The sequence below is a fragment of the Gemmatimonadota bacterium genome, from assembly GCA_016719105.1.
GTDB lineage: Bacteria > Gemmatimonadota > Gemmatimonadetes > Gemmatimonadales > Gemmatimonadaceae > SCN-70-22.
Genome location: JADKAQ010000002.1, coordinates 597,995 through 611,607, shown reverse-complemented (window position 1 = coordinate 611,607; position 13,613 = coordinate 597,995). Strand labels below are relative to the sequence as shown.

Here is a 13,613-nt window from a genome sequence, read left to right as displayed (position 1 = left end):
TCTCACTCCTTAACTGGCGTCACCTTGACCAGGTGCCGCACCTTCTTGATCGCGCCGCGAAGCGCGGCCGTATCCTGCTGAATGACGGAGCTCTGGTGGTGCCGGAGACCCAGCGCGCGAAGCGTCAGGCGCATCGTCTCGCTGTGTCCGATCCCACTCTTGACCTGCGTGATCTGGACCTTGCCGCCGGTCGGGGCTACGTCCTTCGGCGTGACCTTGGGGCCACGCGTCGGGTGCCACACGAATGTCCTAGGCATGGGAGACCTCCTTCCCCTTGTGACGCGACCGGTAGCCGATCGCCGACGACTCGACGCCGCGCTCGCGCGCAATCTGCTCGACCGTCGTGAGCTGCATGAGGCCGTCGAACGCCGCGCGCACCATGTTGTGCGGGTTCGTCGAGCCTAACGACTTCGTCAGGATGTCGGTGATCCCGGCGCACTCCATCACGGCGCGCACCGCTCCACCGGCAATCACCCCGGCGCCAGGCGCCGCAGGCTTCATCAACACGCGACCGGCCCCGTGCTGGCCGACCACCTCGTGCGGGATCGTCGATCCGGTCAGCGGGACGGAGACCATCTTGCGACGCGCCCCCTCGACGGCCTTGCGGACCGCCTCGGACACTTCGTTCGCCTTCCCCGTCGCGAAGCCCACCTTCCCCTGCCCGTCGCCGACGGCGACCAGCGCGTTGAAGGAGAAGCGACGACCACCCTTCACGACCTTCGCGACGCGATTGATCGCGACCACGTTCTCGACGAGATCCGACGCGCCTTCCCCACCACGCGCCTGCTGCTCGCCGCCGCCACGCGGGCCACGGCCGCCATCGCGACCGCCGCCACCCGGGCCCCCTTCACGTCCGCGTCCAGCGCCGCCCCCTCCGGGAGCGCCACGGCCCGCGCCGCCGCCGCCGCGGCCACCACGACCGCCGCCGGGGCCGCCGCGTCCGCCGCGACCACCACCGCCACCTGCAGGGCGCGACCCGCCGGTCGCAGAACCAGTTGTCTCGTTCTCAGCCATTTTCAGAACTCCAGACCGCCCTCGCGGGCGCCATCGGCCAGCGCCTTCACGCGGCCGTGATAACGATAACCCGCGCGATCGAATACCACCTTCGCAATGCCCTGCTCCTTCGCCGCCGCGGCCAGCGCCTTGCCGACCTCAGAAGCCTTCTCGGCCTTCTTCCCGGTCAGCTTGCCATCGCCAATCGTCAGGACGGTCTTCTTGGACACGTCGTCGACCAACTGTGCGTAGATGTGCTTCAGCGAACGGAAGATGACCAGGCGCGGCCGCTCGGCCGTCCCCATGACCCGCTTCCGGATGCGCAGGTGCCGGCGATACCGGAGTTCCTGGCGCGTCTTCGGGATTCCCATGCTACGCATTACTTGCCTCCCGCCTTGCCGGCCTTCCGGCGAATGATCTCGCCCGCGTAGCGCACGCCCTTGCCCTTGTACGGCTCCGGCTTGCGCAGCTTGCGAATCTCCGATGCGATGCGCCCCACGACTTCCTTGTCCGCCCCTTCGACCAGGACCTGCGTCGGCTGCGGCGCGGACAGCTTCACGCCAGCGGGGGCCTTCACCTCAATCGTGTGCGAATATCCTAACGACATCAGCAGGCCGTACGGCTTCACCTCGGCCTTGTACCCGACGCCCGTGATCTCCAGCTGGCGAACGAACCCCTTCGTGACGCCTTCGACCATGTTCGAGACCAGCGTCCGCGTCAGCCCGTGCAGCGCCTTGTGGCGCGACTCGTCCGACGGACGGTTCACCGTGATCTGCCCGTTCTCGTACGCGAGGATCATGTCCGGGTGAAAGACGCGCGACAACTCGCCCTTGGCTCCCTTCACCGTCAGCGCCGAGCCCTTCAAGTCCACCGTCACCCCTGCGGGGACGGGGACGGGATGCTTCCCAATTCGTGACATCGTAGGCTCTCCTTACCAGACGAGGGCGAGCAGCTCGCCGCCGGTGTGCGCCTTGCGCGCATCGGCGTCCGACATCACGCCACGCGACGTGCTCAGGATCGCCATCCCGAGGCCGTTGCGCACGCGCGGAATCTCGCCGACCGCGACGTACTTCCGCAGGCCAGGCGACGACACGCGCTTGAGTTCCCGGATCACCGGCTGCCCGCCGGCATAGCGGAGGATGACGCGCAGCAGCTTGTGCCCCTGCTCGTTCTCCACGTGGCGGTAGTCGGTGATGAAGTTGTTCTGCTTGAGGATCCGCGCGATCTCGGTCTTCACGCGCGATGCCGGCATGTCCACGCGACGGTGCTTCGACCCGCAGGCATTGCGGATCCGCGTGAGCATATCGGCGATCGGGTCAGTCATGCTCATGTAGTTCGCTCACTCTCCTCTCGTATCCGACACCTGCGGACGTGGAGGAATCAGGGGAAAAGAAGACGAGAAGACGGGAGGACGAGAAGACGAGCGCACAGCCTCGCGAGTCCACGGGCGGAGTGTGTACTTCCCACACTCGTCTTCCCGTCTTCCCGTCTTCTCACACTACCAGGACGCCTTGCGGACTCCCGGGATCAATCCATTCAGCGCCATCTCGCGGAGCGCGAGGCGCGACAGGCCGAAGTAGCCTTCGTATCCGCGCGCACGCCCGGTCATCGAGCAGCGGTTGCGAATGCGAACGCGCGACGAGTTGCGCGGCATCTTGCGCAGCTTGCTGTACGCCGCTTCACGCTCGGCGTCGCCGGTCTTCGGGTTCTTGATGATCGCGAGGAGGGCGCGACGCTTCTCGGCGTAGCGCGCCACCAGCACCTTGCGCTCTTCGTTCTTGACGGTCTTGGACGTCTTGGCCATGGCTGCCTAACGGCTCTGGTGTCTCAGTTGGTGAACGCGACGACGATCGGCTTCTCGTCGCCTCGGAACGGCATCCCCAGCTCGCGCAGCAGCGCGAAGGACTGGTCGTCCTTGTCCGTGGTCGTCACGAACGTGATGTCCATCCCGTGGATCTGGTCGACCATGTCGTAGTTGATCTCCGGGAAGATCATCTGCTCCTTGATGCCGACCGAGTAGTTGCCGCGGCCGTCGAACGAACGGGTGCCGAGGCCGCGGAAGTCGCGGACGCGCGGCAGCGCGCTGTTGACGAATCGGTCCAGGAACTCCCACATCCGGGCGCCACGCAGCGTCACCGCCGCGCCGATCTCTTGCCCCTCGCGGAGCCCGAAGTTGGCGATCGACTTCTTCGCCTTCTTCCGCACCGGACGCTGCCCGGTGATGAGCGCCAACTCCTCGACCACCGAGTCGAGCAGCTTCGGCTGCTTGATCGCTTCGCCCAGCCCGACGTTGATCACGATCTTCGTCAGCCCCGGCACCTGGTGCACGTTGGTCAGCCCGAACTGCTGCATGAGCTTCGGGGCCACCGTCGTCTTGTAATAGCCGTGCAGGCGCGGCGCCGGCACCGGGAGCTTCGCCCCCAGGTGCGGTCCCTTCGGCAGCATCGACTTGCGCTCGCCGCCCTTCCCGCCCGACGCGGACTTGCCACCTGAGGCCGACTTACCGCCGGCCGGGGCCCCGCCCTTCTTTTCCTTGGTTGCCATAGTCTATCGTCCTCGCCTCAGCGGTTACGCGGGATGGCATCCCCGCTCTTGGCGCTGATGCGTTCCTTCGTGCCGTCCGCATCGATCCGGCGACGCACACGCGTCGGCTTCCCACCCTTCGGATCGAGCAACATCACGTTCGAATGATGAACCGGAGCCGGCATCTCGATGATCGCGCTCTGCTCTTCCGCGCGACGCGCCTTCCGATGCCGCTTCACGATGTTGATCCCTTCCACGGTGATACGCCCAGTCTTGGTGAAGACACGGAGCACCTTCCCCTCCTTCCCCTTGTCCTCGCCCCGCATGACGCGCACGGTGTCGCCCTTGGTGATGGGCATCAACACCCGCTCCGCCTTGCGCTGGTGGCGAACCGCCCCCAGGCGCTTGCCGTCGTTCTTGCGATACTTGAGTACGCGCATGTTACAAGACCTCCGGCGCGAGCGAGACGATCTTCATGTACCGCTTCTCGCGCAGCTCGCGCGCCACGGGGCCGAAGATACGCGTCCCACGGGGCTCGCCCTTGTCGTCAATGATCACGACCGCATTCTCGTCGAACCGGATGTAGCTCCCGTCCTTGCGGCGGGTCTCCTTCACGGTGCGCACGACGACCGCCTTCGCGACGTCGGACTTCTTCACCGTGCCGTTCGGGAGCGCGTCCTTCACCGCCACGATCACCTTGTCGCCAAGTCCGGCATACCGTCGCTTGGTCCCACCGAGCACGCGGATCACGAGCGCCTTCTTCGCGCCCGAGTTGTCCGCGACCTTGACCACTGATTCCTGTTGGATCATCGCTCAGTTCTCCTAGCGCGCCCGCTCGACGATCTCGACCACGCGCCACCGCTTGTCCTTCGACAAGGGCCGGGTCTCCATGATGCGCACGGTGTCGCCCATCTTCGCCGAGTTCTCCTCGTCGTGAGCTTTCACCTTCTTCGTGCGCGTCACCATCTTGCCATACATCGGATGCGGGACCCGGCGGTCAATCTGCACGACCACGGTCTTCTGCATCTTGTCGCTCACCACCACGCCCACGCGCATCTTGCGCGCGTTCCGCGGCGACGTCGCTTGCTGTCCGTTATTGGTCATCTCGGCCATGTTCGCTCGTGCTCCTGGCTAGCGCTTGGCCGGTGCGGCCAGCTCACGTTCGCGCAGCACCGTCCGCAGGCGCGCGATGTTCTTGCGGATCGCCCGCAGCTGCAGCGGATCCTCCAGCGGTTCCGTCGCGCTCCGGAAGCGGAGGCGGAAACGCTCCTCCTCCAACTCCGCAATGCGCGCCTGGACGTCCGCCACGGACAGTTCGCGAATCTCTTCAGCTCGCATCGGAATGCGCCTCCTCGCGGACGACAAACTTCGTCTTGACACCCAGCTTGGCCGAGGCCAGCGCCATCGCCTTCTCGGCGATCTCGCGCGTCACCCCTTCCAGCTCGAACATCACACGCCCGGGCTTCACCACGGCCACCCAACCCTCAGGCGACCCCTTGCCCTTCCCCATTCGGGTCTCGGCGGGCTTCTTCGTGATCGGCTTGTCCGGGAAGATGCGAATCCAAACCTTGCCGCCGCGCTTGATGTGACGCGTCATGGCGACACGGCACGCCTCGATCTGCCGGTTGGTCACCCACCCGGGCTCGAGCGCCTGCAGGCCGAAGTGTCCGAAGGAGATCTCGGCGCCACGTTGCGCCAACCCCTTCATCCGCCCCTTGAATTGCTTCCGGAACTTTACTCGCTTAGGACTAAGCATGTCTGTATCTCGTTAGGTCGGCGGCCGGTTATACGCCGGTGCTGTACGTCTTGCCGCGGCGATCCTCGACCACTTCGCCCTTGAAGATCCACACCTTGACCCCAATGGTGCCAAACGTGGTCTTCGCCGTCGACGTGGCGTAATCGATGTCGGCGCGCAGCGTGTGCAGCGGCACCCGCCCCTCGTGGTAGCCCTCGACGCGCGCGATCTCCGCGCCGCCCAGACGGCCACCTGCCTTCACCTTGATCCCCTGCGCGCCCATCCGCATCGCGCTCTGCACCGCCCGCTTCATCGCGCGACGGAACGAGATGCGCTGCGACAACTGGTTCGCGATGTTGTCGGCCACCAACTGGGAGTCGAGCTCGGGACGCTTGATCTCCTCGACATTGATCCCGACCTCCTTCCCCGTCAGCTGCGCCAGCTCGTCGCGCAGCTTGTCCACTTCCGCGCCCTTCTTCCCGATCACCACCCCCGGTCGCCCGGTGTGGATCGTCACCACGACCTTCCCCGGCTTCCGCTCGATGTGGATGTCGGAGATGGCCGCGTGGCCCAGGCGCGTCTTGAGGTACTTCCGCAGCAGCGCGTCTTCCTTCAGGAGCTGCGGGAAGTCACGGTTGGCGTACCAGCGCGACCGCCACTGCTTCGTGATCCCGAGTCGGAAGCCGATCGGATTCGTCTTCTGTCCCATTATCGCGCTCCCTTCTCTGCCACGACGATCTCGACGTGGCTGGTTCGCTTGATCATCGGCGTCGCACGCCCCATCGCAGCCGGCGTCCACCGCTTGAGCTTCGGCCCCTCGTTGATGATCGCCTTCTTCACGAAGAGCGTGTCCACGTCCAGCGACGCGTTCGCGGCCCGAGCCGCCTGCTCCGCATTCGCCACCGCCGACTCGAGCGTCTTCGCGATCTGCACCGCCGCATGCTTCTTCGAGAACTTCAGCAGCGACAACGCATCATTGACCATCATGCCGCGGATCTGGTCGATGACCAGCCGCATCTTGTACGGCGACTGCCGCGCCGTGCGCTGAATCGCGCGTGCCTCGGTAGCCATCGGTTACTTCCCTCCCTTGGACGCGCCCGCCGGAGCCGGCGCCTTCTTGTCCGTCGGACGGTTCCCCGAGTGCCCGCGGAACAGTCGCGTCGGCGCAAACTCGCCGAGCTTGTGCCCCACCATGTTCTCGGTCACGTACACGGGAACGAACTTGTTCCCGTTGTGCACCGCGAACGTGTGACCGACAAAGTCGGGGAGGATCGTGCTCGCGCGCGACCACGTCTTCATGACCTTCTTCTCGTTCCGCGCGTTCATCCCCGCCACCTTCTTCAGCAGCGCCTCCTGGACGAACGGGCCTTTCTTGATGCTACGAGCCATGGAAAACTCTTCGAGTGTCGTTAGGTCAGGCTAGAAGCCGGACTGCGTGGCCTTGCCACGCTTGCGGCCGCGGACGATCAGGCGCTGCGACGGCTTCTTCATGTTGCGCGTCTTCACACCCTCCTTCTTGCCCCACGGGCTCACCACATTCCGCCCGCCGCGCGTACGCCCGCCGTGCGGGTGATCCACCGGGTTCATCACTTCGCCGCGCACCTTGGGACGACGTCCCTTCCAGCGCGACTTCCCGGCCTTCCCCCACGACTGCAGCTCGTGCTCCGAGTTCCCCACCTCGCCAATCGTCGCGAGGCAGCGCTGGTGCACCCGGCGCATTTCCGTCGACCCCATGCGCAGGGTCACGTAGTCGCCTTCCTTCGCCACCACCTCAGCCGACATCCCCGCCGAGCGCGCCATCTGGCCGCCCTTGCCCGGAATCAGCTCGATGTTGTGGACCGACGTGCCTAACGGCACCTCGCCCAACGGCAGCGCGTTCCCCGTGCGCACGTCCGAGCCCGGCCCCGACACCACGCTGTCGCCGACGGCCAGCCCCTTCGGGTGCAGGATGTATCGCTTCTCCCCGTCCGCATACTGCACCAGCGCGATGCGCGCCGAGCGGTTCGGGTCATACTCAATGGTCTGCACGACCGCGACGTCACCGAAGCGGTTGCGCTTGAAATCGATGATGCGGTACTGGCGCTTGTGACCGCCGCCGCGACGGCGCATCGAAATGTGCCCATGGTTGTCGCGACCGCCCGACTTCTTGAGCGGCTCGACGAGCGACTTCTCGGGCGTGCTCCGCGTGATCTCGGCAAAATCCGAGATCGAACGGAAGCGCGTGCCCTTCGTCACCGGCTTGAATTGACGGATGCCCATGCTCGTTTAGCCCTCGAAGATGTCGATCTTGTCGCCCGCCTTGAGCGTCACGATCGCCTTTTTCCAGCTCGGTCGCACGCCCGAGGTCTTCCCCATGCTCCGGCGCGGCTTGCCACGCACGTTGCTGGTCCAGACTCCAGTCACCTTCACGCCGAACAACTTTTCAATCGCCTGTCGGATCGCCGGTTTCGTCGCATCGTTCGCGACCTCGAAGACATACTCCCCCTTGGCCTGGTAGGCCGCCGAGGTCTTCTCGGTGACGATCGGACGGACGACGGTACGGTGCAGCGTCGCCATCGCTTACTCTCCCTTCTTGCGGGCGGACTTCTTCGCCGCCGGCTTCTTCTCGGTGGACGCCGCAGCCGTCTCGGCCTTGGGCGCAGCCTTCTTCGCCGCCGTCTTTGCCTTCGGGGCGCTCTTCGTCGCCGTCTTGGCCGCCGCCTTCGCCGCCGGCTTCGCCTTCTTCGGCGCCGCCGACTCCTTCTCCGCGATCGGGGCCAGCGTGTGGCCGATCGCCGATCCCTCGATCAGCACCACATCGGACCACAGGATGTGATAGACCGAGGCGTCGCTGAACGGCAGCACGTGGACGTTCGGCAGGTTGCGCCCGCTCAGGTGCACGTTCTGCTTCACGCCGTCGGTCAGGACCAGCACCTTCTGCTCGCCCACGCCCAGGCGCTCGATGAGCGCCTTGATGGCCTTGGTGCGCGGCTCGGTGTAGTTGAAGGCGTCGATCACCATCACGGCCCCTTCATTCGCGCGCGCATTGAACGCGCTGCGGCGGGCCAGCGCCTTCACCTTGCGCGGCACGTCCTCGGAGTAGTTGCGGTCCCCGTGCGGGCCGAAGACCGTACCACCGCCCGGCCAGTTCGGGGCGCGCGTCGAACCCTGACGGGCGCGCCCGGTCCCCTTCTGCTTCCACGGCTTCTGGTTGCCACCCGTCACCAGGCCGCGCGTCTTCGTCGACGCGGTTCCCTGACGCTGGTTGGCGAGGTAGGCCTTCACCACCTGGTGCATCACGGGCATGTTCACCGTGCCGTCGAACGTGGTCGACGGGAGGCTCACGCGCTCACGCGCGGTGCCTAACGCGGTAAACGCCGCGGCGTCTCGGCTCGTTTCGGTCGTCTGCTCGGACATGGCTTATCCCTGCTTGCGCACGAGCACGATGCCGTTGGTCGGCCCGGCGATCGCGCCTCGGATGTAGATCAGGTTCCGCGCGGTGTCGATCTTCTCCACGCGCAGGTTCACCTGGGTGTGCCGGTCCGTCCCGTAGTGGCCAGGCATCTTCTTCCCCTTGATGACGCGCGAGGGGTCGGTGCCCGGCGAGATCGAACCCGGCTTGCGGTGCTTCGTGTTGCCGTGCGTGTTGGGACCGCCGCCGAACCCGTGGCGCTTCACCACGCCCTGGAAGCCGCGTCCCTTCGTCGTGCCGGTGACCTTCACATACTCGCCGACCGTGAAGATCGTCGCATCGATCGTGTCGCCCGCCTTGTAGGTCGGAACCTCCGTCCCCTTCGGCGCATCGTCCAGTCGGAAGGCGCGCAACACGCGCGGCGGCGCCGAGAGCCCCGCCTTCGCCGCGTGGCCGAGTTCGGCCTTGCTGGCGCGACGACCACGCGGGTCCCGCTCGCCCTTCTTCGACTCCCGACGCACCCGCTGCGAGCCGTAGCCCAGCTGCACAGCGCGATAGCCGCTCTTGTCGTACTCGTTCTCCAGCACCTGCACCACCGGGTTGGGCTTCGCCTCCACCACGGTGCAGGGGATCTGCTGACCCTGCTCGTTGAAGATCTGGGTCATCCCCAGCTTCTTGCCAATGATGCCTAACATGAATTCCTCTCGTGAAGTCGCGGTCCGGGTGGCCAGTCAGCACACCGCGTTTGGGTGACCGTTGGACTTGTTGGTGCTGACGGGGAATCGGGTGCCGGGATCGACTCTCGTCTTCCCGTCTTCTCGACCTCCCGTCTTCTGCAGTTAGTTGACCTTGATCTCGACGTCCACGCCCGCCGGGAGATCCAGCTTGGTGAGCGCGTCCACCGTCTGCGCGCGCGAATCGAGGATGTCGATGACGCGCATGTGCGTCTTCAGCTCGAACTGCTCGCGCGACTTCTTGTCCACGTGCGGCGAGCGCAGCACGGTCCAGCGACGCGTCTTGGTCGGGAGCGGAATCGGCCCCGAGACCTGCGCGCCCGTCTTCTCCGCCGTGCGCACGATGTCCCCGGCGGCCTGGTCGATCACCGCGTGGTCAAAGGCCTTGAGGCGAATGCGAATACGTCCAGCCATATCTATCGAGTGGTTAGAAGACGAGAGGACGAGAAGACGAGAAGCGCAGGGCGACGCACCATCTCGTCTTCCCGTCTTCCCGTCTTCTCGTCTTCTTCATTTAGGCGAGGATCTTGGTCACGACGCCAGCGCCGACCGTACGCCCACCCTCACGGATGGCGAAGCGGAGCTGCTCTTCCATGGCGATCGGCGTGATCAGCTCGATCGTCATCTGGATGTTGTCGCCCGGCATCACCATCTCCGTCCCGCCCGGGAGCTCGATCGAGCCCGTCACGTCGGTGGTGCGGAAGTAGAACTGCGGACGGTATCCCTTGAAGAACGGCGTGTGGCGGCCGCCCTCTTCCTTCGTGAGGACGTAGACCTCGGCCTCGAACTTCGTGTGCGGCGTGATCGAGCCGGGCTTGGCGAGCACCATGCCGCGCTCGATTTCCTTCTTGTCGACGCCGCGCAGCAGGAGGCCGACGTTGTCGCCCGCCTGGCCGTCATCGAGCAGCTTGCGGAACATCTCGACGCCCGTGACGATCGACTTCTTGTCCGACCCGAAACCGACCAGCGCGATTTCTTCCTGGACCTTGATCTTCCCGCGCTCGATACGCCCGGTCGCCACCGTGCCACGACCCGTGATCGAGAACACGTCCTCGACCGGCATCAGGAACGGCTTGTCGATCTCGCGAACCGGCTCGGCGATGAACGTATCCAGGGCATCGTACAGCTCCTGGATCTTCGCGATCCAAGCCGGATCGCCTTCGATCGCCTTGATGGCCGAGCCACGGATGACCGGGGCGTCGTCACCAGGGTAGTTGTACTTGTTGAGGAGCTCACGCACCTCGAGCTCGACGAGGTCGAGGAGCTCGGCGTCCTCGACGAGGTCGCACTTGTTGAGGAAGACGACGATGTTCGGCACGTTCACCTGACGGGCGAGCAGGATGTGCTCGCGCGTCTGCGGCATCGGGCCGTCGACCGCGGAGACCACCAGGATCGCGCCGTCCATCTGCGCGGCACCCGTGATCATGTTCTTCACGTAGTCAGCGTGCCCCGGGCAGTCGACGTGCGCGTAGTGACGCGCCGCGGTCTCGTACTCGACGTGCGAGGTCGCGATCGTCAGGATCTTCGTCGAGTCACGACGCCCCTGCGATTCCGACGCCTTCGCAACTTCGTCGTACGCCACGTACTTCGTGCCGAAGCCCTTGTCGGCAGAAATCTTCGTGAGCGCAGCCGTCGTGGTGGTCTTGCCGTGGTCGACGTGGCCGATCGTGCCGACGTTAACGTGCGGCTTGTTCCGGTCGAATTTTGCCTTGGCCATTGCAGCGTTTCCTAGTGGTGTGGAGGTGCCCTAAACGGGGAGAGTTGCATCGGGATTCCCTCCCGTCTCCCGTCTCCCGTCTCCCGTCTACTTACTTCACCTTGCTGATGATCTCTTCTGCCTTGCTCTTCGGCACTTCCTCGTAGTGCGAGAACTCCATCGAGTACACCGCCCGGCCTTGCGACATCGAGCGGAGCTTCGTGGAATACCCGAACATCTCGGACAGCGGCACCGTCGACGCGATCACCTGCGCCTCGCCGCGCTGCGTCATGCCGCCGATCTTGCCGCGACGTGACGACAGGTCGCCGAGGACGTCGCCCATGTACGCTTCCGGGCTCACGACCTCGACCTTCATGATGGGCTCGAGGATGCACGGAGACGCCGCCTTGGCCGCCTCCTTGAACGCCATCGACCCCGCAATCTTGAACGCCATTTCGCTCGAGTCGACCTCGTGGTACGACCCGTACACGAGCTGGATCTTCACGTCGACCATCGGATAGCCGGCCAGGACGCCGTTCTCCAGCGCTTCCTTGATCCCCTGCTCGACCGGCCCGATGTATTCGCGCGGGATCACGCCGCCCACGATCTTGTCCTCGAACACGAAGCCCTGCCCCTGTTCGGCCGGCTCGATGTTGATGACCACGTGGCCGTACTGCCCCTTACCGCCCGACTGGCGCACGAACTTCCCTTCGACCTTCTCCGCGCGCTTCTTGATCGTCTCGCGATAGGCGACCTGCGGACGCCCGACGTTCGCATCGACCTTGAACTCGCGCTTCAGGCGGTCGACGATGATCTCCAGGTGCAACTCGCCCATGCCGGAGATGATCGTCTGCCCCGTCTCCGAGTCCGTGTGGACGCGGAACGTGGGATCTTCTTCCGCCAGCTTGTTGAGCGCGATGCCCAGCTTGTCCTGGTCAGCCTTCGTCTTCGGCTCGATCGCCACGTCGATGACGGGCGTCGGGAACTTCATCGCCTCGAGGATGATCGGATGCTCGTCGTCGCACAGCGTGTCGCCGGTGCGCGTGTCCTTGAGCCCGATGGCCGCCGCAATGTCGCCGCAGCGCACTTCCGGGATCTCCTCACGCTTGTTGGCGTGCATCTGCAGGAGGCGCCCCACGCGCTCGCGCTTGTCCTTCGTCGAGTTGTAGACGTAGCTCCCCGACGCCAGCACGCCCGAGTACACCCGGAAGAACGTCAGCTTTCCGACGAACGGATCGGTCGCGATCTTGAACGCCAGCGCCGCGAACGGCGCCTCGTCGGTCACGTCACGCGTGTCGAACGTCTCGTCGTGGTGCGGCAGGTGCCCCTGGATCGCCTCGACGTCCACCGGTGCCGGCAGGAAGTCGATGACCGCGTCGAGGAGCGCCTGGACGCCCTTGTTCTTGAACGACGCCCCGCACAGGATCGGCGTGAACTTCATCGAACACGTCGCCTTGCGGATGAGCCCCTTGATCTCCTCGACCGAGAGCTCTTCGCCCGCCAGGTAGCGCTCCATGAGCGTATCATCGTGCTCGACGATCGCCTCGATCAGCTCGTGCCGCGCCTTCTCGACCGCCGCCGTGAACTCGTCGGAGACTTCCCGCACGTCGAACGTCTTGCCTAACGTCTCGTCGTGGAAGATGTACTCCTTGCGCTCGACCACGTCGATGTGCCCGGTGAACAGCTCACCCGAGCCAACCGGCAGCTGGATCGGAAAGGCGTTCTTCGTCAGGCGGTCGCGGATCATCGCGACGCAGCGATCGAAGTTGGCGCCGACGCGGTCCATCTTGTTCGAGAAGATCATCCGCGGGACCCGGTACCGGTCGGCCTGACGCCACACGGTCTCCGTCTGCGGCTCGACACCCGCCACCGAATCGAGCAGGGCGACCGCGCCGTCGAGCACGCGGAGCGAACGCTCCACCTCGACGGTGAAGTCCACGTGCCCAGGCGTGTCGATGATGTTGATGCGGTACTCCGGCCCCGACCCCTTGTCGAAGCTCTGGCCGTGACGCTTCCAGAAACAGGTCGTCGCAGCCGAGGTGATCGTGATTCCGCGCTCCTGCTCCTGCTCCATCCAGTCCATGGTGGCCGCGCCATCATGGACTTCACCGATCTTGTGGCTCTTACCGGTATAGTACAGGATGCGCTCGGTCGTCGTCGTCTTCCCGGCATCGATGTGGGCCATGATGCCGATATTGCGATAGTGGTCGAGCGGAGTCGTACGAGGCATGGTCTCTTCTAGGCGTTAGGCGGCGAGGATTCCCCCGCGCGTCCGAATCTCACATCAGCAAAAACGCGGGTGGACCGTGACGCTCCTTAAGGCAGGAGCCGGTATCCATCCGCTGCCGCCGGGTACACCCGCCACTGCTGCACGAGTGGGGACCCATGGCGCGTCAGGCCACCCGGCCTGACGTCAAGTTGTCCTGCGTTGCTTTTCGGGAACTCGGCACCCATCGGATGCCTCGCCGGCCAATCGTGCTCCCCCGCGAAGTGCGGGCCCATAAGTGCCGATGCGCAGTACCTCGGCGGTCGAGCGCTCAA

At 65.3% G+C, this 13,613-nt stretch carries 22 protein-coding genes; all 22 read right to left on the bottom strand.

What is annotated here, in order from left to right; all coding sequences use genetic code 11:
- Nucleotides 1-2: 2 nt before the first annotated feature.
- The 22 genes from rpmD to fusA all read right to left on the bottom strand — a co-directional run bounded on the left by rpmD (nt 3) and on the right by fusA (nt 13,302).
- Nucleotides 3-257 carry a 50S ribosomal protein L30 gene (rpmD, locus tag IPN47_06370; GenBank protein MBK9407665.1) on the bottom strand — a complete coding sequence of 85 codons (255 nt, stop codon included), beginning with the start codon at nt 255-257 and terminating at the stop codon, nt 3-5.
- Nucleotides 250-1,014: a 30S ribosomal protein S5 gene (rpsE, locus tag IPN47_06365; protein ID MBK9407664.1), complete on the bottom strand. Its 765-nt coding sequence runs from the start codon at nt 1,012-1,014 to the stop codon at nt 250-252. The genes rpmD and rpsE overlap by 8 nt, the downstream gene beginning before the upstream one ends.
- A gap of 2 nt (nt 1,015-1,016) precedes the next feature.
- Entirely contained in the window at nt 1,017-1,364 is a 348-nt protein-coding gene (locus tag IPN47_06360; protein MBK9407663.1) for a 50S ribosomal protein L18, read from the bottom strand.
- An 8-nt stretch (nt 1,365-1,372) separates the two neighbouring features.
- Nucleotides 1,373-1,912, bottom strand: coding sequence for a 50S ribosomal protein L6 (rplF, locus tag IPN47_06355; GenBank protein ID MBK9407662.1), 540 nt, complete (start codon nt 1,910-1,912; stop codon nt 1,373-1,375).
- 12 nt (nt 1,913-1,924) lie between these two features.
- Nucleotides 1,925-2,323, bottom strand: a complete 399-nt coding sequence (rpsH, locus tag IPN47_06350; protein MBK9407661.1) for a 30S ribosomal protein S8 — start codon at nt 2,321-2,323, stop codon at nt 1,925-1,927.
- A gap of 168 nt (nt 2,324-2,491) precedes the next feature.
- A complete protein-coding gene (gene rpsN / locus IPN47_06345; protein ID MBK9407660.1) occupies nt 2,492-2,797 on the bottom strand; it encodes a 30S ribosomal protein S14 in 306 nt (101 codons plus the stop codon).
- 23 nt (nt 2,798-2,820) lie between these two features.
- On the bottom strand, nt 2,821-3,438 hold the full coding sequence (gene rplE, locus IPN47_06340) for a 50S ribosomal protein L5 (GenBank protein ID MBK9407659.1): 618 nt from the start codon (nt 3,436-3,438) through the stop codon (nt 2,821-2,823).
- A 116-nt stretch (nt 3,439-3,554) separates the two neighbouring features.
- Entirely contained in the window at nt 3,555-3,875 is a 321-nt protein-coding gene (gene rplX / locus IPN47_06335) for a 50S ribosomal protein L24 (GenBank protein ID MBK9407658.1), read from the bottom strand.
- An 82-nt stretch (nt 3,876-3,957) separates the two neighbouring features.
- Complete coding sequence (gene rplN / locus IPN47_06330) at nt 3,958-4,326, bottom strand: 50S ribosomal protein L14 (GenBank protein ID MBK9407657.1); 369 nt, start codon at nt 4,324-4,326, stop codon at nt 3,958-3,960.
- Nucleotides 4,327-4,338: 12 nt separating this feature from the next.
- Nucleotides 4,339-4,620, bottom strand: coding sequence for a 30S ribosomal protein S17 (gene rpsQ / locus IPN47_06325; protein ID MBK9407656.1), 282 nt, complete (start codon nt 4,618-4,620; stop codon nt 4,339-4,341).
- Nucleotides 4,621-4,647: 27 nt separating this feature from the next.
- Complete coding sequence (gene rpmC / locus IPN47_06320; GenBank protein MBK9407655.1) at nt 4,648-4,854, bottom strand: 50S ribosomal protein L29; 207 nt, start codon at nt 4,852-4,854, stop codon at nt 4,648-4,650.
- On the bottom strand, nt 4,844-5,272 hold the full coding sequence (rplP, locus tag IPN47_06315; protein MBK9407654.1) for a 50S ribosomal protein L16: 429 nt from the start codon (nt 5,270-5,272) through the stop codon (nt 4,844-4,846). The genes rpmC and rplP overlap by 11 nt, the downstream gene beginning before the upstream one ends.
- A 28-nt stretch (nt 5,273-5,300) precedes the next feature.
- Nucleotides 5,301-5,960 carry a 30S ribosomal protein S3 gene (gene rpsC / locus IPN47_06310; protein MBK9407653.1) on the bottom strand — a complete coding sequence of 220 codons (660 nt, stop codon included), beginning with the start codon at nt 5,958-5,960 and terminating at the stop codon, nt 5,301-5,303.
- On the bottom strand, nt 5,960-6,322 hold the full coding sequence (gene rplV / locus IPN47_06305) for a 50S ribosomal protein L22 (GenBank protein MBK9407652.1): 363 nt from the start codon (nt 6,320-6,322) through the stop codon (nt 5,960-5,962). The genes rpsC and rplV overlap by 1 nt, the downstream gene beginning before the upstream one ends.
- A 3-nt stretch (nt 6,323-6,325) precedes the next feature.
- Nucleotides 6,326-6,640, bottom strand: a complete 315-nt coding sequence (gene rpsS, locus IPN47_06300; protein MBK9407651.1) for a 30S ribosomal protein S19 — start codon at nt 6,638-6,640, stop codon at nt 6,326-6,328.
- A 30-nt stretch (nt 6,641-6,670) separates the two neighbouring features.
- Nucleotides 6,671-7,510: a 50S ribosomal protein L2 gene (gene rplB, locus IPN47_06295; protein ID MBK9407650.1), complete on the bottom strand. Its 840-nt coding sequence runs from the start codon at nt 7,508-7,510 to the stop codon at nt 6,671-6,673.
- A 6-nt stretch (nt 7,511-7,516) separates the two neighbouring features.
- On the bottom strand, nt 7,517-7,807 hold the full coding sequence (locus IPN47_06290; GenBank protein ID MBK9407649.1) for a 50S ribosomal protein L23: 291 nt from the start codon (nt 7,805-7,807) through the stop codon (nt 7,517-7,519).
- Between the two features lie 3 nt (nt 7,808-7,810).
- Nucleotides 7,811-8,647: a 50S ribosomal protein L4 gene (rplD, locus tag IPN47_06285; protein ID MBK9407648.1), complete on the bottom strand. Its 837-nt coding sequence runs from the start codon at nt 8,645-8,647 to the stop codon at nt 7,811-7,813.
- Nucleotides 8,648-8,650: 3 nt separating this feature from the next.
- Nucleotides 8,651-9,337: a 50S ribosomal protein L3 gene (rplC, locus tag IPN47_06280; protein ID MBK9407647.1), complete on the bottom strand. Its 687-nt coding sequence runs from the start codon at nt 9,335-9,337 to the stop codon at nt 8,651-8,653.
- Between the two features lie 144 nt (nt 9,338-9,481).
- On the bottom strand, nt 9,482-9,790 hold the full coding sequence (rpsJ, locus tag IPN47_06275; GenBank protein ID MBK9407646.1) for a 30S ribosomal protein S10: 309 nt from the start codon (nt 9,788-9,790) through the stop codon (nt 9,482-9,484).
- Between the two features lie 100 nt (nt 9,791-9,890).
- On the bottom strand, nt 9,891-11,093 hold the full coding sequence (tuf, locus tag IPN47_06270) for an elongation factor Tu (protein MBK9407645.1): 1,203 nt from the start codon (nt 11,091-11,093) through the stop codon (nt 9,891-9,893).
- 91 nt (nt 11,094-11,184) lie between these two features.
- A complete protein-coding gene (gene fusA / locus IPN47_06265; protein ID MBK9407644.1) occupies nt 11,185-13,302 on the bottom strand; it encodes an elongation factor G in 2,118 nt (705 codons plus the stop codon).
- Nucleotides 13,303-13,613: the final 311 nt, after the last annotated feature.

Coding starts and splice junctions, on each gene's coding strand:
- rpsN (MBK9407660.1), bottom strand. CDS start 2,797: ATGGCCAAGACGTCCAAGACCGTCAAGAACGAAGAGCGCAAGGTGCTG.
- IPN47_06290 (MBK9407649.1), bottom strand. CDS start 7,807: ATGGCGACGCTGCACCGTACCGTCGTCCGTCCGATCGTCACCGAGAAG.
- rplX (MBK9407658.1), bottom strand. CDS start 3,875: ATGCCCATCACCAAGGGCGACACCGTGCGCGTCATGCGGGGCGAGGAC.
- rplF (MBK9407662.1), bottom strand. CDS start 1,912: ATGTCACGAATTGGGAAGCATCCCGTCCCCGTCCCCGCAGGGGTGACG.
- tuf (MBK9407645.1), bottom strand. CDS start 11,093: ATGGCCAAGGCAAAATTCGACCGGAACAAGCCGCACGTTAACGTCGGC.
- rplD (MBK9407648.1), bottom strand. CDS start 8,647: ATGTCCGAGCAGACGACCGAAACGAGCCGAGACGCCGCGGCGTTTACC.
- rpmD (MBK9407665.1), bottom strand. CDS start 257: ATGCCTAGGACATTCGTGTGGCACCCGACGCGTGGCCCCAAGGTCACG.
- rplN (MBK9407657.1), bottom strand. CDS start 4,326: ATGATCCAACAGGAATCAGTGGTCAAGGTCGCGGACAACTCGGGCGCG.
- rplE (MBK9407659.1), bottom strand. CDS start 3,438: ATGCTGCCGAAGGGACCGCACCTGGGGGCGAAGCTCCCGGTGCCGGCG.
- fusA (MBK9407644.1), bottom strand. CDS start 13,302: ATGCCTCGTACGACTCCGCTCGACCACTATCGCAATATCGGCATCATG.
- rplB (MBK9407650.1), bottom strand. CDS start 7,510: ATGGGCATCCGTCAATTCAAGCCGGTGACGAAGGGCACGCGCTTCCGT.
- rpmC (MBK9407655.1), bottom strand. CDS start 4,854: ATGCGAGCTGAAGAGATTCGCGAACTGTCCGTGGCGGACGTCCAGGCG.
- rpsH (MBK9407661.1), bottom strand. CDS start 2,323: ATGAGCATGACTGACCCGATCGCCGATATGCTCACGCGGATCCGCAAT.
- rpsE (MBK9407664.1), bottom strand. CDS start 1,014: ATGGCTGAGAACGAGACAACTGGTTCTGCGACCGGCGGGTCGCGCCCT.
- rplP (MBK9407654.1), bottom strand. CDS start 5,272: ATGCTTAGTCCTAAGCGAGTAAAGTTCCGGAAGCAATTCAAGGGGCGG.
- rpsS (MBK9407651.1), bottom strand. CDS start 6,640: ATGGCTCGTAGCATCAAGAAAGGCCCGTTCGTCCAGGAGGCGCTGCTG.
- rpsC (MBK9407653.1), bottom strand. CDS start 5,960: ATGGGACAGAAGACGAATCCGATCGGCTTCCGACTCGGGATCACGAAG.
- rplV (MBK9407652.1), bottom strand. CDS start 6,322: ATGGCTACCGAGGCACGCGCGATTCAGCGCACGGCGCGGCAGTCGCCG.
- IPN47_06360 (MBK9407663.1), bottom strand. CDS start 1,364: ATGGGAATCCCGAAGACGCGCCAGGAACTCCGGTATCGCCGGCACCTG.
- rpsQ (MBK9407656.1), bottom strand. CDS start 4,620: ATGACCAATAACGGACAGCAAGCGACGTCGCCGCGGAACGCGCGCAAG.
- rplC (MBK9407647.1), bottom strand. CDS start 9,337: ATGTTAGGCATCATTGGCAAGAAGCTGGGGATGACCCAGATCTTCAAC.
- rpsJ (MBK9407646.1), bottom strand. CDS start 9,790: ATGGCTGGACGTATTCGCATTCGCCTCAAGGCCTTTGACCACGCGGTG.